Here is an 18,916-nt window from a genome sequence, read left to right as displayed (position 1 = left end):
TCGTATGCACATCGCCTACACCCCGGAGCAGGAGCAGCTCCGCCGCGAACTGCGCGCGTACTTCGCCGGGATCATGACGCCCGAGATGCGCGCCGAGGCCGCGTCCGAGGGCGAGGCCATGGACCGGGACAGCGCGTACTGCAAGGTGATCCGGCGCATGGGCCAGGACGGCTGGCTCGGCATCGGGTGGCCCAAGGAGTACGGCGGGCAGGCGCTCACCAACATCGAGCAGCTCATCTTCCACGACGAGGCGATGGGGGCGGGGGCCTCCATCCCGCTGCTCACCCTCAACAGCGTGGGCCCGGCCATCATGGAGTTCGGGTCGGACGAGCAGAAGGCCTTCTTCCTGCCCAAAATCCTCGCCGGCGAACTGCACTTCGCGATCGGCTACAGCGAGCCGGGGGCGGGGACGGACCTCGCGGCGCTGCGCACCAGCGCGGTGCGCGAGGGCGACGAGTGGGTCATCAACGGGCAGAAGATGTGGACTTCGCTCGCGAGCGTGGCCGACTACATCTGGCTCGCGGTCCGCACCGATCCCGAACAACCGCGCCACAAGGGCCTGTCGGTGTTCTGCGTGCCGACCGACACGCCGGGCTTCTCGTGGAGCCCGGTGCCGACGCTGACCGGGCAGACGACGACGGCGACGACGTACGACAACGTCCGCGTGCCGCACTCCGCGCTGGTCGGCGCGCCGGGCGACGGCTGGAAGCTGATCACCGGCCAGCTCAACCACGAGCGGGTGGCGCTGTGTTCGGCGTACGGCCTGCAACTGCTGGTGAACCAGACGCACCGTTGGGCGCGTGAGGTCGAACTGCCGGACGGTACGCGGCTGATCGACCGCGAGGTGGTCCGGCTCAACCTGGGGCGGCTGCACGCGCGGACCGAGTACCTGAAGCTGCTGAACTGGAAGGCGGCATGGGGGGCCGACCACGGGGCGAAGTTCGGTCCGGCGCAGGCGTCCACGACGAAGGTGTTCGGGACCGAGCTGTACGTCGAGGCGTACCGGATGCTGATGGACATCCTGGGCGAGGAGGCGTACCTCACCGGCGCCGCGGCGGAGGACGACCTCGGCGGCCAGATCCGCGCACGCGTCGAACGCATGTACCGCATCTGCCTGATGCTCACCTTCGGCGGCGGCACGAACGAGATCCAGCGCGACATGATCGCGATGCTCGGCCTCGGCATGCCGCGCCCGCCCCGCTGATCCTCTTCCCTTGACTACCGCCTGGAGTTCCGCACCATGACCGACGAACAGTCCGCTCCCCCGGTCCTCGTAGAGCGCGACGGCCACATCATCGTCATCACCCTCAACCGCCCGCAGGCGCGCAACGCGCTGACCAGCGAGATGATGGCGATCCTCGAAGACACCTGGGACCTGGTCAACGAGGACCCGGACATCCGCGTCGCGATCCTCACGGGCGCGGGCGGCGCGTTCTGCGCCGGGGCGGACCTGAAGAACATGAGCAAGAGCGCGCCCGGCGACGCCTTCAAGGGCGACGGCGACGGGACCAAGCTCGCCCTCGACATGTCCGTCATGAAGTGGATCCTCAAGGGCTTCACCCTCAAGAAGCCGCTCATCGCGGCCGTCGAGGGCCCGGCGATCGCGGGCGGCACCGAGATCCTCCAGTCCACCGACATCCGCGTGGCCGGCGAGTCGGCGCGCTTCGGCGTCTCCGAGGTCAAGTGGGGCCTGTTCCCGCTGGGCGGCTCCGCCGTCCGCCTCCGCCGCCAAATCCCGTACACCGCGGCCGCCGACATCCTCCTGACCGGCCGTCACTTCTACGCCCCCGAGGCGAAGGAACTGGGCCTGATCTCGCACCTGGTGCCGGACGGCACGGCCCTCGACAAGGCCAAGGAGATCGCCAACACCATCGCCGCGAACGGCCCGTTGGCGGTCCAGGCCGTGCTGCGCGTCCTCCGCGAAACCGACGAACTCCCCGAGGACGAGGCCTTCAAGATCGAGTCCGAGATCGGCATGCGGGTGTTCCTCTCCGAGGACTCCCGCATCGGCCCCCGCGCCTTCGCCGAGAAGAAGACCCCGGAGTTCAAGGGCCGCTGACGCCCCGTCAGCCCAGGGAACACCCCCGACCCGTCGCATGTTGAGAGTGTCACGGGCCGTCCACGCGAATCCGCTCCGTGGGCGGCCCGTCGCCATTCCGCAACTCCGGCTCGACGGCGGATTCGCTTCAGGAGGCGGGAAGGCCGAGGTGCAGGTGGGAGGGGAAGGCGGCTTCGGAGGCGGACTCGACGGCGATTTCGAGGGCGCGGCGGGCCAGTGGGGAGTGGGTGCGTCCGGCACGCCAGTGGAGGTAGATCTCGCGGGGTGGGATTCGGGGGCGCAACTCGTGGACGGTGAGCCGGTGGTCGGCGAGGACGTCGCCGCCGAGGACGGCCAGCCAGGGCAGGACCGCGGAGCCCATTCCGGCGCGAACCATCGACAGGAGGGTGTCGTTGACCGCGCTCCGGAACACCACCTGCGGGCGGGCGCCGTGCCGGGAGATGGCCTGTTCGACGCGGGGCTGGTCGCAGGTCAGCGGCCAGGCGACCATGGCGGCACCGTCGAACCGTTCGAGCGGGACAGGACCGTCGGGGAAGGTCCCGGCGGCGGCCACGAGCAGGTACGGGTCGTCCAGCAGCTTGAGGTGTTCCAGGCCGCCGTCGAGCCGGGCGTCGAGGCGGCCGTCGTAGAACAGCAGGTCGAGGTGGCCGATCCGGGGCTGGTCCGGTTCCTCCTCGGACAGCCGGATGTCGCAGCCGGGGTGTTCGTCGCGGAGGCGGCGTACGAGTGAGGGCAGGATCACGTTGGACACGCTCTGGAACGTGCCGATGTCGACGCGGCCGCCCCCGGCGTTGAAGCGGTCCACGGCATCGGCGAACGCACGTGCCTTCGCGAGGAGTTCGCGGCCCTGGTCGAGGACCACGCGGCCGAGCGGGGTGAGCTGTACCGGCTTGGGGCCGCCGGGGCGGTCGAACACGCGTCCGCCCACCGCCCGCTCCAGAGCGGCGATCTGCTGGCTCACCGTCGACTGCGTGTACCCCAGGCGGGCCGCGGCCCGGCCGAAGGAGCCCTCCTCGACTATGGCGACCATGGCCGCCAGATGACGCAGCTCAACGTCGGTCACGAGCTTCAACATAGCGACATCCATGGGGAGAAGCGATTGATCCGATCGGGAATCATCGTTTTTCACGATGGGTGGGAGGGCTTTAGCGTTTCCGGCATGACCTCACGTCAAGTGCACGGTGAGCAAGGGTTCCGGCGCGACAGCGCGGAAGCCCCCGCCGGGGCGTGCGTACGAAGGCGCAAACGTTACGCGGAAGGAGACCTCTCGTGAACCGCCTGCGATCCGCTTTGTGGCTGCCGCTGTTCGACGACCTGGCCGACCCCCTGGCGGTGGCGCGCCTGGCCGGCGAGGCGGAGGAGGCGGGCTGGGACGGCTTCTTCGTCTGGGACCACGTGCGATGGCGTGAGCCGGTTCGCCTCGTCGCCGACCCGTGGATCACCCTCGCGGCGGTCGCCACGGCCACCGAACGGCTGCGCATCGGCCCCATGGTGACGACGCCGGCCCGGCGGCGACCGGTGAAACTCGCGCGGGAGACGGCAACGCTGGACCGCTTGAGCGGCGGGCGCCTCACGCTCGGAGTGGGCCTGGGCAGCGACCGCTTCGGCAACGAACTGTCCAAGACGGGCGAGGAGTTGGACGCCCGACGCCGGGCCGCCATGCTGGACGAGTCGCTGGAGATCCTGACCGCCGCGTGGTCGGGCGAGCCGGTGCGGCATCACGGCGAGCACTACACCGTGGACGACGTCAGCTTCCTCCCCCGGCCGGTGCAAGAGCCGGGAATTCCGGTGTGGGCGGCGGGACTGCCCGGCAACGTCAAGCCGATCAGGCGGGCAGCCCGACTCGACGGCTACGTCCCGGCGAACTTGACGAGCGCGTCTCAACTGGCCGAGGTTGTCGGACTGTTGACGGAGCTTCGGGGCGGCGAGATGTCCGCGTACGACATCGCCGTCGGACTGACGCCGGACGTCGACCCCCGGCCGTACGTGGAAGCGGGTGCCACCTGGTGGCTGGCCGCGTTCGACCCTGGCGCCGGCATCGACGCCGTCCGCGGAGTGCTCCGCGACGGACCGGTACGGTGACGGCCGCGATGCCCTTCGACTACGACGGCGAACTCGTCTGCTATCAGCGGCGCTTGCATTCGGTCCTCGACATCGGTCCCGACGACCTCGTCCTGGACGTCGGATGCGGCACCGGCCAAGCCACCCGCGAAGCAGCCCGCGTTGCCTCACGAGGCAGCGCCCTCGGCGTCGACGTCTCGGCCCCGATGCTGGAACGCGCCCGTCGGCAAGCCGAGATCGAGGGCGTAGGCAACGTGGAGTTCCTCCAGGCCGACGCTCAGTCGCACCCATTTCCGGCCGAGCATTTCACCGTGGCGTTGAGCCGGTTCGGCACGATGTTCTTCGCGGACCCGATGGTCGCCTTCACCAACATCGGGCGAGCACTGCGCCCTGGGGCGCCATTCGTCCAATTGGTATGGCAAGCCCGCGAACACCAGGAGTGGAGCACGGCGATCCGTGCGGCGCTGTCCAGCGGTGACGACCGAACGCCGTCGGCCGACGCAGCCTTCTCGCTCGCCGATCCGAAGACGACGGCCGACGTGCTGACCTCGGCCGGCTTCACAACCATCGAGGTCACCGACCTGCACGAGCCCGTCCACTACGGCGCGACCGCGGCCGAAGCCCGCGAATCCGTGCTCCAGTTGCTGATGGCGGCGGAGTTGCTATCGGACAAGGACACGGCAGTACGCAGGAGCGCCATGACCCGCTTGGACGCAACACTCGCCGCTCACGACACCGACAACGGAGTCTGGTTCGACTCCCGAGCCTGGCTGGTCACCGCCCGCCGAGGGTAAGGGAATTGGCGCCAGGCATAGGGCGCAACAGTGAGCTGCGGCCCGGGCACGCGCTAAAAGTCCCGCACGTGGACCAGCCCAAGCCATCTCCGTAGCCTCGACGCATGTCGCTGCACCGGCGCCAGGGCGGCTGCTCTCACGCCAACCCTCGCGTCGGCTGATCGCAATGGCTTGGTTCGTCATCTCGACGCATTTCTTGGGCGCGGTGTCCGAGTGGCTGCTCGTGTGCCAACGCCCCTCCTGTTTCACTCACTTCTCCCTCAGCCCGCGCGCAGCACCTCCATCAGTGCCAACGACCGCTCTGGACTGGCGCTCGCCCCCACTACCTACTATCCAAACAATCGCGCATGACGGCGAGTTCGTGTAAGTGCATGCATGGCCAAGGCAGCACGGCGATTGGCGCGGATGCCAAGAGCCGGGCTGACGAGGGCGGTTGGCGGCGGTTCCGCCAGGCCGCCGTCTGCCTGAACGTCAGGGCCGACGGACGAGTGCGGCCGTAGGCGGTCATGTCGTCCATCCGGATTCGGCGTAGACGACTCCGGCTGCGATCGCGGCGAGGGCGCCGGCGGTGTAGGGGACGGTGTTGGGGGGCAGGGCATCCTGCGGCCACCAACCCAGTTCGGTGCAGCGGTCCGGCTCGCAGTTCTCGGCGCGCCCGGCATAGCCCTCGACACCGAAGAACAGCTGGATCCGCGCGTGGCCGTCGTCCGGGTCGCGCTGGTGCAGTGCGTGCAGGAGCCGGAGCGCATCGGGGTTGACGGCAATACCCAGTTCCTCGCGGGCCTCGCGCGTCGCGCACTGCTGCGCCGATTCCTCCTCCAGGTGACCTGCGGGAACATGCCACTGTCCTGCACCGAACGCGGACGTTGCCGGGCGCAGGCCCAACAGGACCCGGCCGCGGCGGTCGCGGATGACGAGGTGGACTCCGACAACGATCCGATGGCGCATGTGCCGCTCCTCCCGTGATGTCGAACATCCGTTCCAACGACGGCGGGTTCGGCGGGTTACGGCGGGGTGCGAGGTTTCGGCGGTAGCGAGTCAGGCGAGGAGGTCGAGGGTTGCTCGCATTGCTTCCTCGGGCAGGTTGGGGTTCCCACCCGCACGTAGGGCCAGCCCCCGGGTGCCGAAGAACTCGATCAGCCGGTCGACGGACAGGCGAGGATCTTGGGCCATGGCCGCCCGCACTCCGAAATCCCGGTCGTGGCTGAGGGCTTCGATCAGCTCGGCAGAAGCTTCCGGATCACAGGCGGCCAACTCGCGGGCGGTCGGGGAAGGATCGTCGGCCAAGCGCCTCAGTCCGCGCGCCTTGAAGGCCGGGGCCCGCCGCAGTGCCCATCGGTCCCGGTAATCGGGGTCGGTGGCAAACTCCAGGAGTACGTCCATCGGCGCTGCGGGGTGGTGTCGGCACAAGGCCAGTCGCACCTCGCGATCGCCGTCGGCGCCAGCACCGCCACGTCGTCGGCGGACAGTGTCGGGCTCCTTGCAGCGCCGCGTCTCAGAAGCACATGTCCTGAATTCGCGCACTGGCTCATGACGGTCGGAGATCCCAAATTGTTCTCGATCCAGGGCACCGGGAGGTCCGACAACCAGTTATCAAGACCCGGCCCGAAGTCAACAGCCAAGCGCTGTTCGTCGGTGAGGTCCTGGCGTACCGAAACTGCCAGGCGAACAGTGACGTCGTCATCGCGCCCCAGGCGCGCAACGGCGACCGGGTGCAGGGTCGGGTTCTGTGCGGCGGCGCGCTTGGTCCGGCTGTCGCCGGTGTTGACGAGTTGCGCGGATACTTCGGCGTCGAGGACGCAGTGCGTCGCGACGTCGAGCTCGCCGACGCCGGCGCGCAGCAGCGCCCTCGCCGCACCGCTCTCGCTTTTGTCCCTCATGAGGAGAGCCGCGAGCCGAACTTCCCGGTCGTCATCGGCGATGAGAGCGTCGCGTGCGGCGGGGTCGAGGACGTCCCAGTAGCGTCGGCAGACATTCTCTCGGGTGAGGGCGTCGTCGTCGCCGACGAGTGCTTCGGCGAGCAGCGGCGGCAGGTCGGGGCTGCATGCGATCTGGCTGCGGACGCGGGCGTCCTCGTCCCGCGCCAAGCGTTCCAGCAATGCGGTCGGCGCGGGTCGGTGCTCTACGGCGGCCCGTGACGCGCCTTCCGCCAACGTGAGCCGGACTCCGAAGTGCGGGTCCTTCTCCAGGCGTTCCCGGTCCTGCCACCGCATCTGGAGGTTGCCTGCGAAGGCCATGCGGACCGAGGAATCCTTGTGGGTCACCAGCGCATTGATCACGCCGACTGGCGCCGCCGGTCTCCCGGAGACCGCCAGGGCGAGCCAGCGCGGTCCGGACAGCATGCGGAGCAGAACATCCTCCGGCGCGGCGGGATTGATCGCCACGGCGCGGAGTTGCTCGTGGACCAGTTCTGACATTCGGACTCACGTTTCGTCGGGCACAGGATTGAACGCCACCAGGTTCGGTTTCAGACGGCGGCGATGACCGTACCGGAGGCATCAAGTCGGTGTGCACCGCACGCGCAGGGCACGGAGGCCGGGGCCTCGCCGCCTCTCTAGGCACAGGTGAGGCACTGGGTTGGAGGTGGGACGGGCGACCGGCCTTGCGGTGGGATGGGGGTGTCTGGGCCAGGCGTTCAGTTGCTTTCGTGTCGGACCGAAACGCGAAGGATGCCGCATGTACGACGTCATCGTTGTCGGTGCCCGCTGTGCGGGGTCGCCGACCGCCATGCTCCTTGCGAGGCGAGGGCACCGGGTTCTCGTGCTCGACCGTGCCACGTTCCCCAGTGACACGGTTTCGACCCACTACATCCACCAGAACGGCCTTGCGCGGCTGCGGGATTGGGGGTTGCTGGACGAGCTGAGGGCCACCGACGCCACGCCGATCCGGGTGGCGCATTTTGCCTATCGGGACATCGCGATGAGTGGTTTTGCGGAGCCGGTGGACGGCATTGACACCACGTACGCGCCGCGGCGGGCGGTGTTGGACGAGATCCTGGTGAACGCCGCGCGCCGGGCCGGGGCGGAGGTTGTCGAGGGGTTCGGGGTGTCGGACCTGGTCTTTTCCGAAGGACGGGTGGTGGGCGTACGGGGTCATGAACCGGGCGGTCTTGCACGGGAGTTCCGTGCCGCGATCGTGATCGGGGCGGACGGGTGCCGCTCGGTGGTGGCGAAGGCGACCGAGGCCCAGGCGTACAAGGTGGTCCCGGCCACCGGGGTCAACTACTACGCGTACCACAGCGGCCTGGACTGGGCGTTGGAGCACCGGGTCGGCTTCAACGGGATCTGGTGCGGGGGTTGGCCCACCAACCACGGGCTGACCGTGCTCGCGGTGATCTGCCCGAAGGCGCGGTTCAAGGAGTTCCGGCGGGACGTGCCGGGCAACTTCCAGGCGACGTTCGACGAGGTCCATCCGGAACTCGGTGCGCAGTTGCGCGAACAGGGAGAACGCGAGGGCGACTTCGTGGCCATGCCGCACGCCGACAACTACTACCGCCACCCGTGGGGGCCGGGTTGGGCGCTGGTCGGTGACGCCGGGTACCACAAGGACCCGTACCCGGGTTTCGGCATCACGGACGCCTTCATGCACGGCGAGATCCTGGCCGAACGCCTCCATCAAGCCCTGTCCGGGGAACGGTCGATGGACAGCGCACTCGCCGAGTACCACAAGCTGCGGGACGAAACGAGCGTCCGCAACTATGAGTTCACCACCAAGCTGAGTGCGTTCGGAGAGCTGTCCCCGCGCCTCAACGCGGTGTTCGGTGCGATTCAGCGCAGTCCTGAGTGGACGACGAAGCTGTTCGGGCTGTTCGCCGGAGGCGTCGAGCATCACGAGATCTTTTCGCGCGAGGCCATGGAGCGGCTGTACGACGACACGGGCGTCCCGGCGGCGGACCGCGTGTACGCCTAGCGCCGCCCCCGCCGCGACGCCGCGACGCCCCGCCGCTCGGCCGCTCGGCCGCTCGGCCGCTCGGCCGGCCCGACGCTCCGTCGCCACAAGACGTCCCCGACAGGCGGTCATGGCGTATTGATATCGACGGTCCGACCGCAGGCATCCGGCGACGGCACTCCTCGAACCGCCCAAGGTCCGGACCCGTTCAGGGGTGTAAATAGTTAACTGAGTCCATTAACCTCCGGGCCATGCTCACACCACGGGAGTTGTTGACCACCACCCGTTCCGTGCGGCTCAGGCTGGACCTGGAGCGGCCGGTCGCGCGGGAGACCGTCGAGGAGTGCCTGCGCGTCGGGTTGCAGGCGCCCAACGGGTCGAACCTCCAGCTCTGGAACTGGGTGCTCGTGGACGACCCGGCGATCAGGGCGCGGATGGCGGAGATCTACCGCGCCTCGATCGACGACCAGCAGCGCATGTCCGCCGAGGCCGCGGCCGCCGGTCGGCCGTCGCGGTACCCGAAGACACCGCAGCAGGAGCGGATCTCACGGTCCGTCATGCACCTGCGCGACCACCTCCACGAGGTGCCCGTCCTGGTGGTGCCCACCATCGCGGGGCGCATGGACGGGGTCTCCGTCTTCGAACAGGCCAGCCTGTGGGGCTCCGTGCTGCCCGCCGTCTGGAACTTCATGCTCGCGCTCCGCGCCGAGGGCATGGGCAGCGCCTGGACGACGATCCACCTGCACCGCGAGCGCGAGATGGCCGACCTGCTCGGCATTCCGTACGAACGCGCCACCCAGGCCGGGCTTTTCCCGGTCGCCTGGACGCTCGGCACCGACTTCCGCCCGGCCGACCGCTCCGGCGCCGAGCGCGCGATCCGGTGGAACCACTGGTAGTCGACGATCCGGTCCGGCAGTCACCACGGAGGGAATCCAGCATGCCCAACTACTCGGACACCGAACTGCGCAACATCGCGTCCGTCAACAAGATGTTCGAGGCACCGCGCGACTTCGACCGCGCCACGCTGTTCGCCGACGACGCCGTGTGGTGGAACGGCCTGCCGATGGTCGGGCGCGGCGGGGAGACCGAGCACCGCGGCATCGAGGAGATCCGCGCCATCCTGCGCGGCTCCGGCGGGCAGGGCGGGGCGCGCACCACGGAGACCGGGGTCGACCCGTACGACAAGTCCACGTTCCGCTTCGAGGACGTCGTCGTGCTCGCCGACGGGGACTGGGCGATGCGGCAGCACACGATGCACTCGACCACACTCGGCGGGCAGGCGTACACGAACGTCTACTGCTTCGTGTACCGCTTCAACGACGCCGGGCTCATCCAGTACCTCACCGAGCACTGGAACACCTGGCACGCGGAGCGCGTCCTGTTCGGCAACTACCGCGTCGAGCCCGCACACCCCGGAACCTGACCGAACGGGCGGCGCGGGCTCGTCGTAGGGTCGGGTGCCGTGACCGGATCATCCTCCCCGCGCCTCGACGAGACCGCGAGCGCCTACGACGCCGTGGCCGAGCTGTACGCCGACCTCACCCGCGGCTACCTGGACGGCTTCCCGCTCGACCGCGCCATGCTCGCGGCCTTCGCCGACTCGGTGAGCTCGGGCAGAGCCGGCCGCTCGGGCGACCCGGCGGGCGACCTTACGGGCGTCCCGGACTACCCCCGCGAAGCCGACCACCCCCGCGACGCCAACCGGTCCGTCGCCGAACTCGGCTGCGGCCCCGGATACCTGACGGCCCATCTGCGGGACCTCGGGCTGGACGCGTTCGGCATCGACCTCTCCCCCGCCATGATCGGCCTCGCCCGCGCGGAGTACCCCGGTGTGCGGTTCGAGGTCGGGTCGATGGACGCCCTTGATCTCGCCGACGCCTCACTGGCCGGGGTCGTGTCGTGGTACTCGGTGATCCACGCCGAGCCATCCGAACTTCCCCGATACTTCGCTGAGTTCGGACGGGTGGTGGCCCCCGGCGGACATCTGCTCCTCGGCTTCTTCGAGTCGGAGGGCGAGCCGGTCACGCCGTTCGACCACAAGGTGACGACGGCCTACCGGTGGCCCGTCGACGCTCTCGCCGGACTGGCGACCGAGGCCGGATTCACCGAGATCGGCCGCATGCTGCGCGAACCCGGCGACGAAGAGCGTTTCCGCCGCGGGCACTTGCTCATGCGCAAGGGCAACTGAGCGGCCCCGGGAGGCGATCCCGTGATCCGACGCCACTCCGACCTGCTGCGCGACCTGGCGACCCGGCTCCCGGTCGAGGACGCCGTGGGCCTGCTCGCACGCCTGCCCGCCGCGGAGCGGCACCGGGCCCTGGCCGGCGGGCTCCCGGACTGGGGCGAGCTGCGCGAGGCCGTCGTCCGCTGGGTCGCCGCGCACGGCGACGCCGCCAGTCAACTCGCGGCGATCGGCGCCGTCCCGCAATACCGTTTCTCCCGCCGCGACTTCGTGGTGGCCCTCGCGGACGCGGCCGACCCGGGCGTACGCACCGCCGTCTACCTCCACCCGGAGGCCGACCCCGTGCTTCGCCGCCGCATGCTCACCGACGGGCCGTACGCGCATTCCGTCCCGGACACCCTCCGCAAGACGCTGCTGGCCACCCGCTCCCGGCACCTGCTCGGCCCCGCACGCGACGCCGCCGACCCGGCCATCGCCCGCCGCGCCGCCGGGTTCGTCCGCGGGCCGCGGTTCCAGCCGCCGCCCCGGACGCCGAAAGCCGTGCACGCGTGGCTGACCATGGCCGTCCCGCAGCGCAACGATGCCGGGAAGAGGGCCGGCCTGCCACCCCGGCTCGGCCCCCGCGCCCGTCGCGTACGCGCACGGCTGGCCGCATCGGCGCTGGAACTGTGGACGGCGGCGGACTGGCAGGAGCTGGCGGCCCTGCACCGCGAGCGGCCTCTCGACGCGATGACGACGAGCCGCCTGGCCGGGCACCCGGCATGTCCGGCGCACGCCGCCCTCGAACTACTGCGGTACGCCCCACCGGCGGGCTTCTTCGAGATCGCCACCCACGCGATCGTGTCGGGCACGCTCACCTGGGACGACCTGCGGAGGCACGCGGTGCCCGCCGACGCCGTGCTCCGCACTTTCGCCGCGCAGTCGCTCACCGCGGACCGGAGAGCGGTTCTCGGCACGACCGAGACCACGAAGCACCTTGTCGAGCAGGTACGTTCCCGCGTCGGCGACGACCCGCGCCGCTGGTGGGCCCTCCTGGTGCTGCTGCGCCGCGAGTTCACCGGAACGATCGGCGAACTCCTCGATGCAGCCGTGGCTTTGGCTGCGCAACCCGACAACGTCGCATGCCCCGCGGCGACCGAACCGGCAGGCTCCCCCTGGACGTTCCTGCTCTCGCTCGCGGCCCCCGAGAGCGCCGTCGCGCTGGTGCCCGCGATCGCCGAGATACTCTCGACCTCGGCGGCCGCCACCGACGGCGAGCCCGAGACACCGGCCGCCGAAATGCTGCGCACCTGGGCCCTGCAACCCATGCCCGCCGGAGTCGTCGACGGCTTCTTCGCGACCGCGAGCGTCTGCCAGTTGGTGACGCTGGCGCAACGCTTCGCCCGCTTGGGCGCGCTGACGGACCGTCTGCTCCGACTGGACGAACCGGCCGTCAACGCGGCGCTCCTGACGAGCCACCACCTCCCCGCGCACATCCGGCGCCGCGTCCTGTCCGGGACGAGCTTCGCCACCGGCCGCCCCGGAAGCCTGGCCCTGGACAGCTCGCTCACCGACACGACCCGGCCGCTCCCCGGGTGGCACGACAGCAATATCCGCGTGCTCACGCACAACGTGACGACGATCGCGGAGGCGCTGCGCGCCCGCAGGAACCTGCGCGTCGCGTACCAACTCGCCGGATGCCGCCGCCTGGTGGAACTCGGGCATCTCGAACTGGCCGCATCCTTCACGGCCCGCACGGAGCGGGCGCACGGCGCGCTGCCACACCCCGCGCTCGCCGAGGCCCTGCGCCGCCCGCTGGCCGTCGGCGACCGCGGCGCCGCGCTCGACGCCCTCCGAACCCTGGCGGACAACCTCTTCCGCCGATTCCTCACCCTCCCGGACCCCGAAGAGTTGGAGGCGTTCCTGGAGGTCGAGGACGCCCCGGACTGGGCGGTGGTGGCCGAAGAGATGCGCGTACGGCCGCTGTCCCCGGACATCCTCGCCGTGCTGGCCGAGCACGGCCACGACATCCCCGACGACCTCGCCCGCCTCCTGCTCACCACCGCCCCCGACCGCTGCGCGCCGCACCTCGCCCACCGCTCGACCGAACTCGCCCGGCTCGCACTGGACATCACCCCGCTGTCGCAGGAGAACAGCGGTCGACGCTTCCCGGCGCCGTGGCTCGCACCGTGCCTGGAGAAGGGCGTGCTGAGCGCGGCGGAGGTGGTGGCCCGCGGCCGACCCGCCGGGAGCGTTCTGCGCGCGTTCCCCGCCCAGGTCAACCCGCACCTGCGGGCGGACATGGACGCCGCCATCCGGGACCTGATGGCCCGCCACGGACCGTTCACCGTCGACGCGTTGCAGGTCGTCGCGGTGCTCGCCGAGGATTTCGCCGGCACGTTCGCCGAGCTGCTGGACACCGCGATCGCCGCAACTGCGTCTTGAGGGTTCGCGGGGTGTGTGCTTACCTGCCCGAGGTTCCGCAATGATCGACTTGCACCCGGCGTCGCGATCGAGTCCTTCGGCGCGCCCGTGCGCCGGGCTTCCCGAGGAGCGAGGCATGGCCACCCCGACGAAGGAACAACTCCTGCACTGGGCCGAACAGTTCGTCGCGCTGTGGAACGCCGGCGACAAGGACGCCTGGGTCGCCAACTGGCGGGCCGTCGCCCCCGGCGACTTCCGCATGCTCGACCCGGTGGGCACGCCGGAGAAGCACGGGTTCGACACGTGCGCCCTGGAGGGCTGGGACCTGTTCCAGTCGGCCGTACGCCTGCGCCACCACCCCGGCACGGTCTACGTGTGCGCCAACGAGGTCGCGTGGGTCATGGAGAACCACTTCTCGGTGCACGGGGTCGAGCGGATGAGCATGAGCGTCGAAACGTATCGCTTTGAACCCGACGGGTCGGTCGTGATCCGGAATTACTACCGCCTGCCGGAGGCGTCCGACGGCGAGATGGCGGAGATCTTCGAGACCTACCAGCCGACGCACCAGCCGGGGAGCTGAGCTCGCCGCCGATCTGCGGCAGGATGGCGCGATGCGGGCCGGGACATCCGCCGGCCCGCGAGCGAGTACGCGCGCCGCCGGGGTCGTGCGGGGAGGGCCGGGCATGTCGATGGCCGGGAAGACCGGAGTACCGGTGAACACCTCGCGACGGCGCACCGCCGCGCTCGCGGGCGCGGCGGCAGCTGTCCTGCTGCTCGCGTCGTGCAGCGACAGCGGCAAGGACAACGGCCAGGACAGCGGCGCCCGGCCGGGCAACACGGCACCGGTCGCGGAAGGCCCCGCGACAGGCAACCCGCCGACACCCGCCGGGACGCCCCCACCGTTCGGCAGCGACCTGAAGGACTACTGGTCGGGCCGCGCCAATCTCTCGGTCTTCCTCTGCACCCGCACCGACCCCCCGCAGGGCGGCTGTTCGGGCGGGGCCGTCACCGAGGGGCAGAGCGCGGAGATCCAGCGGGTGCTCACGAACGCGCCCGGTGTGGCGTCCGTCTCCTACGAGAGCAAGGACAACGCCTACCGGCACTTCCGCGAGATGAACAAGGACTCGGCCCTCGCCGCCAACCTCACCCCGGACCAGTTCCCCGACTCGTTCCGCGTCCGGCTCACCGACCCCGCGCAGTACGCCGCCGTGGAAGCCCTCGTCCAGGAGACCCCCGGCGTGCAGGACGTCAGGCCGATCGCCTGACGGGCCACCGCGTCGAACAACCGACCTCGGCTCAGACCGCGGCAGGGCGTCGGCCCCCGAGCGGCACCACCAGCGGGACTCCCGCCACCGGGCATTCGATGACCTTGGACTTGAGCCCGAAGACGTCCTCGACGAGTTCCGCCGTCACGACCTCGGTCGGCGGCCCCGCGGCCACCACCGCGCCGTCGCGCATGGCGATGAGGTGGTCGGCGTACCGGCACGCGTGGTTGAGCTCGTGCAGGACCATGACGACCGTGCGCGCGTCGCTGCGGCCGAGGTCGGCGACCAGTTCCAGGACGTCGACCTGGTAGGCGAGGTCGAGGTACGTGGTCGGCTCGTCCAGCAGCAGGACGGGCGCGTTCTGCGCGAGTGCCATCGCGATCCACACGCGCTGCCGCTGGCCGCCGGACAGTTCCTCGATCCGGCGTTCGGCGAGCGCGGCGGTCCCGGTGGCTTCGAGTGCGGCGTCCACGACGGCGTCGTCGTCCCTCGACCACTGGCGCCACCAGCGCTGGTGCGGGGTACGCCCGCGCGCGGCCAGGTCGCGCACGGTGATGCCGTCCGGCGCGGTGGGGGTCTGCGGCAACAGGCCCAGTTTGAGGGCGAATTCGCGTGCCGAGAGGGTGGAGACGTCGGTTCCGTCGAGGTGGACGGCGCCGGTCTGCGGCTTGAGCAGCCGGGCCAGCGCCCGCAGCGCCGTCGACTTCCCGCACGCGTTCGGGCCGACGAGGGCGGTGACCTTGCCCGCCGGGATCTCCAGGTCGAGGCCGGTGGAGACGGTGCGGGAGCCGTACGCGAGGGTGAGTTCGCGCGCGGACAGCGAGAGCGACCGCACGTCCGGCACACCGGCTTCGCCGCTCGACGGGCGCGGCACGGTGCCCGAGGAGCCGGTGTCCTTGCGCACACCGATGCCGCCGCCGTCGGGCACCGTACGCTCGGTTGCGGTCTCTGACGCCATGTCAGCCTCCCTTCCCCACCCGGTTGGTCCGGGCGAGCAGCCACATCAGGTACGGGGCGCCGACCGCGCCGGTGACGACGCCGACCGGGAGTTCGGTCGGCGAGAACAGCGTGCGGCCGACCAGGTCGGCGGTGAGGATCAGCACCGCGCCGGTGAGCGCGCTTGCCACCAGCGGGATTTCCGCGCGTCCGGTGAGCCGCCGGGCCACCTGGGGCGCGCCGAGCGCGACGAAGCCGATCAGCCCGGCCGACGCGCAGGCCATCGCGGCGAGACAGGTCGCGAGGACCAGCAGCACGATCCGCGCTCCCCCGATGCCGATGCCGAGCCCGCGGGCGGTGTCGTCGTCGAATTGCAGGAGCTGGTACGCCCGTCCGAGCGCCAGGACCGGCGGCACCAGGATCAGCAGCCCGAGTCCGACCCACTTGACGTGCGTGTAGTCGCGCCCGTTGAGGCTGCCGGTGAGCCACACCATCGCGCGCGACGCCTGGTCGATGTCGGCCTTGGCGAGCATCCACCGGTTGAGCGCGATGAGCGCGCCCTGCATCGCGAGGCCGACCAGCACGAAGCGGTAGCCGGTGATCGCACCGCCGCGGTAGGCGAACACGTAGATGGCCGTCGCGGTGGCCAGCGCCCCGCACAGCGCGCCGAACGGGACGCCGCCGTACGATCCGGCCCCGGCCGCCGTGACGCCGCCGAACAGGATGCTGGCGATGGCGCCGGTGCCCGCGCCCGCCGAGATGCCGATCAGGTCGGGGCTCGCCAGCGGGTTGCGGGTGACGGCCTGGAAGACCGCGCCCGCGAGGCCGAAGGCGACGCCGACCAGGACGCCGGTGAGGGCGCGCGGCAGGCGGAGTTCGCGTACCACCAGGGTGCTGTCGCCGGAGCCGTAGCCGAACAGCGCGCCGAGGACCTGGTCGACGGACAGGTTGCTGTACGTGCCCAGGCACAGGGACAGCACCATGACGGCGAAGCCGAGCACGACCAGTCCGCCGTTGGCGGCCAGCACGCGCGGTCGCAGCAGGACCCCCACCGGGCCCGCGGAGAGTTTCACTTGGTGCGCTCCTTCAGGCGGCCGCTCTTGACGAGGGCGACGAGGAAGGGCGCGCCGATGAACGCCGTCACGACGCCGACCTCCAGTTCGGCCGGGCGCGCGACCAGGCGTCCGATGACGTCGGCGGTCAGCACGAGGGTGGCGCCGGCCAGTCCCGAGCACGGGATGAGCCAGCGGGCGTCCGGGCCGACGAGGCCGCGCACGATGTGCGGGATGACCAGGCCGACGAAGGTGATCGGTCCGGCGGCGGCGACCGCGGCGCCGGTGAGGAGGATCACGGCGAGGGCGCCGAGGGCGCGGGTGCGGCGTACCGGGGTGCCCAGGCTGCTCGCGAGGTCGTCGCCGAGGGCCAGGGCGTTGAGGCGGCCGGCGAGGAACAGCGCGAGGCCGAGACCCGCGACGACGAACGGGCCGATCTGCCAGCCGAGGTCGTCGTCGCGCCCGGCGAGCGAGCCGACCGCCCAGCTCCGGTACTGGTCGAGGGTGTTGACGTCGAGCAGCACGAGCGCGTTGGTGAAGGCCTCCAGCAGCGCGGTGACCGCGGCGCCCGCGAGGGCCAGTTTGGCCGGTGTGGCGCCGCCGTAGCCGGTTCCGCCGACGACGTACGCCAGGCCGCCCGCGACCGCGCCCATCAGGAACGCGAACCAGATGTACTGGTACGACGCGGTCCAGCCGAACAGCCCGATCGCCCCCGCCACGCCGAACGCGCCGCCCGCGCTGATGCCGATGAGCCCGGGGTCGCCCAGCGGGTTGCGGGTGATCTCCTGCGCGATCGCGCCCGCGACGCCCAGGGCGAGGCCGACGAGGAGGCCGAGGACGGTGCGCGGCATGCGCAGGTCGAGGACGACGACGGCGTCGCCCTCGCGGCTGCCGCCGAGCGCCGCGAAGACGTCGGAGAGCGGGACGTTCTTGGTGCCGATCGCCAGGGAGGCGAAGGCCGCCACGACGAGCGCGCCGAAGAGCACCGCGGTGGCCACCGCGTTGCGGCGTGGGCTGCGACGCGGGAGGGGCGGTCGGGCGGCGGGAGCGGGCGGTGCGGATCCGGCCTTGAGCATTGCGGGCACGGCTAGGAAGGTAAGCCATGCCTTATACCGACGTACACCCCCCCTTGTTGTCGGTATTTAGGCAAGGCTAACTTTCTTCCTCGAAGGAGACGTTAGGTAGCCCTTACCTGACGCCCCGGTTGGAATCCTGCCCCCTGCACCTGGAGATCCCCCCATGAGTACCGAATCCCGACGCTGGCGCTCCAGAGTCGCCGCGGCCGCCGTGGCCGCCGCACTCGCGGTCGGACTGGCCGCCTGCGGCGACGACACGAAGGACGACTCCGCGTCCACGGGCGCGTCGGCATCGGCCGGGACCGGCGGTCAGGCGGCGGGGGGCGCCGACACGAACGCCGGATTCCCGCGCACGATCACGCACGACAAGGGCACCACGGAGATCAAGGAGAAGCCGAAGCGCATCGTCGCGCTCGACAACAGCCTGGTCGAGGCGGTCGTGGCGCTGGACCGGCCGCTGGTCGGCGGCATCGGGTCGTACCGCGACCAGAAGGGCTTCCCCGCGTACCTCGGCGACGCCGTCAAGGACACCAAGGACGTCGGGCCGCTCGACAGCCCCAACCTCGAACAGATCCTGGCCCTGAAGCCGGACGTGATCATCTCGGCGACCGTGCGCCACGAGGCGTTCTACGACCAGCTCGCCAAGATCGCGCCCACCGTGTTCGTCAAGACCACCGGGCCGACCTGGAAGGACAACATCAAGCTCGTCGGCCAGGCGCTCGGCGAGGAGCAGAAGGCGACCGAGAAGCTCACCGCGTACGAGACCCGCGCCAAGAAGATCGGCGACGCGGTCAACGCCAAGGCCGGCAACCCGACGGTCTCGGTGGTCCGCTTCCTGGACGGCCCGACGCGCATCTACCTGCCGAAGACGTTCAGTGGCATCGTGCTCGCCGACATGGGCATCGCGCGTCCGGAGAACCAGCGCGACCCGGAGAAGTTCAGCATCGAGATCAGCGAGGAGCAGATCGGCCTCGCGGACGCCGACTACATCTTCGTGACGTCGTTCTCCGGCGGTGAGGACCGCAAGGCCAGGTTCCTCGCCAACCCGCTGTGGCAGCGCCTCAAGGGCGTCGTCAACCAGCACGTGTACGAGGTCGCCGACGAGATGTGGATGACCTCTGTCTCGCTCCAGGGGGCACACGTCATCCTGGACGACCTGGCCAAGAACTTCGGGGTCGACGCCGCGAAGTAGCCCGACGT

Annotated in this window: 19 protein-coding genes; 12 read left to right on the top strand and 7 right to left on the bottom strand. The window is 70.6% G+C overall.

The annotated features are described in order from the left end of the window. The first annotated feature begins 4 nt into the window (after window positions 1-4). Together ACRX5S_RS32330 and ACRX5S_RS32325 are read left to right on the top strand one after the other, a co-directional pair. Window positions 5-1,204, top strand: a complete 1,200-nt coding sequence (locus ACRX5S_RS32330; protein ID WP_436776734.1) for an acyl-CoA dehydrogenase family protein — start codon at window positions 5-7, stop codon at window positions 1,202-1,204. A 36-nt stretch (window positions 1,205-1,240) separates the two neighbouring features. After that, window positions 1,241-2,059, top strand: a complete 819-nt coding sequence (locus tag ACRX5S_RS32325) for a crotonase/enoyl-CoA hydratase family protein (protein ID WP_436776733.1) — start codon at window positions 1,241-1,243, stop codon at window positions 2,057-2,059. A gap of 127 nt (window positions 2,060-2,186) precedes the next feature. Here the strand turns inward: ACRX5S_RS32325 and ACRX5S_RS32320 are convergent, their stop codons facing one another. Next, window positions 2,187-3,122, bottom strand: a complete 936-nt coding sequence (locus ACRX5S_RS32320; RefSeq protein ID WP_436776732.1) for a LysR family transcriptional regulator — start codon at window positions 3,120-3,122, stop codon at window positions 2,187-2,189. Between the two features lie 206 nt (window positions 3,123-3,328). On the opposite strand from ACRX5S_RS32320, the gene ACRX5S_RS32315 reads away from it, so the two are divergent. Both ACRX5S_RS32315 and ACRX5S_RS32310 read left to right on the top strand, forming a co-directional pair. Further along, on the top strand, window positions 3,329-4,141 hold the full coding sequence (locus ACRX5S_RS32315; protein ID WP_436776731.1) for an LLM class flavin-dependent oxidoreductase: 813 nt from the start codon (window positions 3,329-3,331) through the stop codon (window positions 4,139-4,141). After that, on the top strand, window positions 4,138-4,914 hold the full coding sequence (locus ACRX5S_RS32310; protein WP_436776730.1) for a class I SAM-dependent methyltransferase: 777 nt from the start codon (window positions 4,138-4,140) through the stop codon (window positions 4,912-4,914). The genes ACRX5S_RS32315 and ACRX5S_RS32310 overlap by 4 nt, the downstream gene beginning before the upstream one ends. Before the next feature lie 504 nt (window positions 4,915-5,418). Here the strand turns inward: ACRX5S_RS32310 and ACRX5S_RS32305 are convergent. The 3 genes from ACRX5S_RS32305 to ACRX5S_RS32295 form a co-directional block, all read right to left on the bottom strand. Continuing rightward, window positions 5,419-5,862, bottom strand: a complete 444-nt coding sequence (locus ACRX5S_RS32305) for an NUDIX domain-containing protein (protein WP_436776729.1) — start codon at window positions 5,860-5,862, stop codon at window positions 5,419-5,421. Window positions 5,863-5,952: 90 nt separating this feature from the next. Then, entirely contained in the window at window positions 5,953-6,201 is a 249-nt protein-coding gene (locus tag ACRX5S_RS32300; RefSeq protein ID WP_436776728.1) for a hypothetical protein, read from the bottom strand. 5 nt (window positions 6,202-6,206) lie between these two features. Next, the gene (locus tag ACRX5S_RS32295) at window positions 6,207-7,331 is read right to left on the bottom strand and encodes a HEAT repeat domain-containing protein (RefSeq protein ID WP_436776727.1); all 1,125 of its coding nucleotides are present in this window, start codon (window positions 7,329-7,331) and stop codon (window positions 6,207-6,209) included. Between the two features lie 259 nt (window positions 7,332-7,590). Here ACRX5S_RS32295 and ACRX5S_RS32290 point away from each other — a divergent pair, with 259 nt between their 5' ends. The 7 genes from ACRX5S_RS32290 to ACRX5S_RS32260 all read left to right on the top strand — a co-directional run bounded on the left by ACRX5S_RS32290 (window position 7,591) and on the right by ACRX5S_RS32260 (window position 14,652). Further along, complete coding sequence (locus tag ACRX5S_RS32290) at window positions 7,591-8,823, top strand: NAD(P)/FAD-dependent oxidoreductase (protein WP_436776726.1); 1,233 nt, start codon at window positions 7,591-7,593, stop codon at window positions 8,821-8,823. Between the two features lie 230 nt (window positions 8,824-9,053). After that, entirely contained in the window at window positions 9,054-9,698 is a 645-nt protein-coding gene (locus ACRX5S_RS32285; protein ID WP_436776725.1) for a nitroreductase family protein, read from the top strand. A gap of 41 nt (window positions 9,699-9,739) precedes the next feature. Continuing rightward, the gene (locus ACRX5S_RS32280; protein ID WP_436776724.1) at window positions 9,740-10,225 is read left to right on the top strand and encodes a nuclear transport factor 2 family protein; all 486 of its coding nucleotides are present in this window, start codon (window positions 9,740-9,742) and stop codon (window positions 10,223-10,225) included. A 39-nt stretch (window positions 10,226-10,264) separates the two neighbouring features. Further along, the gene (locus ACRX5S_RS32275; RefSeq protein ID WP_436776723.1) at window positions 10,265-10,990 is read left to right on the top strand and encodes a class I SAM-dependent methyltransferase; all 726 of its coding nucleotides are present in this window, start codon (window positions 10,265-10,267) and stop codon (window positions 10,988-10,990) included. 21 nt (window positions 10,991-11,011) lie between these two features. Further along, window positions 11,012-13,408 (top strand): hypothetical protein, encoded by a 2,397-nt coding sequence (locus tag ACRX5S_RS32270; protein ID WP_436776722.1) that lies wholly within the window; start codon window positions 11,012-11,014, stop codon window positions 13,406-13,408. A gap of 115 nt (window positions 13,409-13,523) precedes the next feature. Then, the gene (locus tag ACRX5S_RS32265; RefSeq protein WP_436776721.1) at window positions 13,524-13,967 is read left to right on the top strand and encodes a nuclear transport factor 2 family protein; all 444 of its coding nucleotides are present in this window, start codon (window positions 13,524-13,526) and stop codon (window positions 13,965-13,967) included. A gap of 103 nt (window positions 13,968-14,070) precedes the next feature. Then, on the top strand, window positions 14,071-14,652 hold the full coding sequence (locus tag ACRX5S_RS32260) for a permease-like cell division protein FtsX (RefSeq protein ID WP_436776720.1): 582 nt from the start codon (window positions 14,071-14,073) through the stop codon (window positions 14,650-14,652). A gap of 31 nt (window positions 14,653-14,683) precedes the next feature. Here the strand turns inward: ACRX5S_RS32260 and ACRX5S_RS32255 are convergent, their stop codons facing one another. Genes ACRX5S_RS32255 through ACRX5S_RS32245 form a run of 3 tightly spaced genes read right to left on the bottom strand, consistent with a single transcriptional unit; the run spans window position 14,684 to window position 17,716 of the window. Beyond that, a complete protein-coding gene (locus ACRX5S_RS32255; protein WP_436776719.1) occupies window positions 14,684-15,610 on the bottom strand; it encodes an ABC transporter ATP-binding protein in 927 nt (308 codons plus the stop codon). Between the two features lies 1 nt (window position 15,611). Beyond that, complete coding sequence (locus tag ACRX5S_RS32250; RefSeq protein WP_436776718.1) at window positions 15,612-16,661, bottom strand: FecCD family ABC transporter permease; 1,050 nt, start codon at window positions 16,659-16,661, stop codon at window positions 15,612-15,614. Next, window positions 16,658-17,716, bottom strand: coding sequence for a FecCD family ABC transporter permease (locus tag ACRX5S_RS32245; protein WP_436776787.1), 1,059 nt, complete (start codon window positions 17,714-17,716; stop codon window positions 16,658-16,660). The genes ACRX5S_RS32250 and ACRX5S_RS32245 overlap by 4 nt, the downstream gene beginning before the upstream one ends. Before the next feature lie 163 nt (window positions 17,717-17,879). On the opposite strand from ACRX5S_RS32245, the gene ACRX5S_RS32240 reads away from it, so the two are divergent. Further along, on the top strand, window positions 17,880-18,908 hold the full coding sequence (locus ACRX5S_RS32240; protein WP_436776717.1) for an ABC transporter substrate-binding protein: 1,029 nt from the start codon (window positions 17,880-17,882) through the stop codon (window positions 18,906-18,908). Window positions 18,909-18,916: the final 8 nt, after the last annotated feature.

This window comes from Yinghuangia sp. YIM S09857 (assembly GCF_051388915.1).
Classification (GTDB): domain Bacteria; phylum Actinomycetota; class Actinomycetes; order Streptomycetales; family Streptomycetaceae; genus Yinghuangia.
This window is presented reverse-complemented; position numbering and strand designations above follow the sequence as displayed.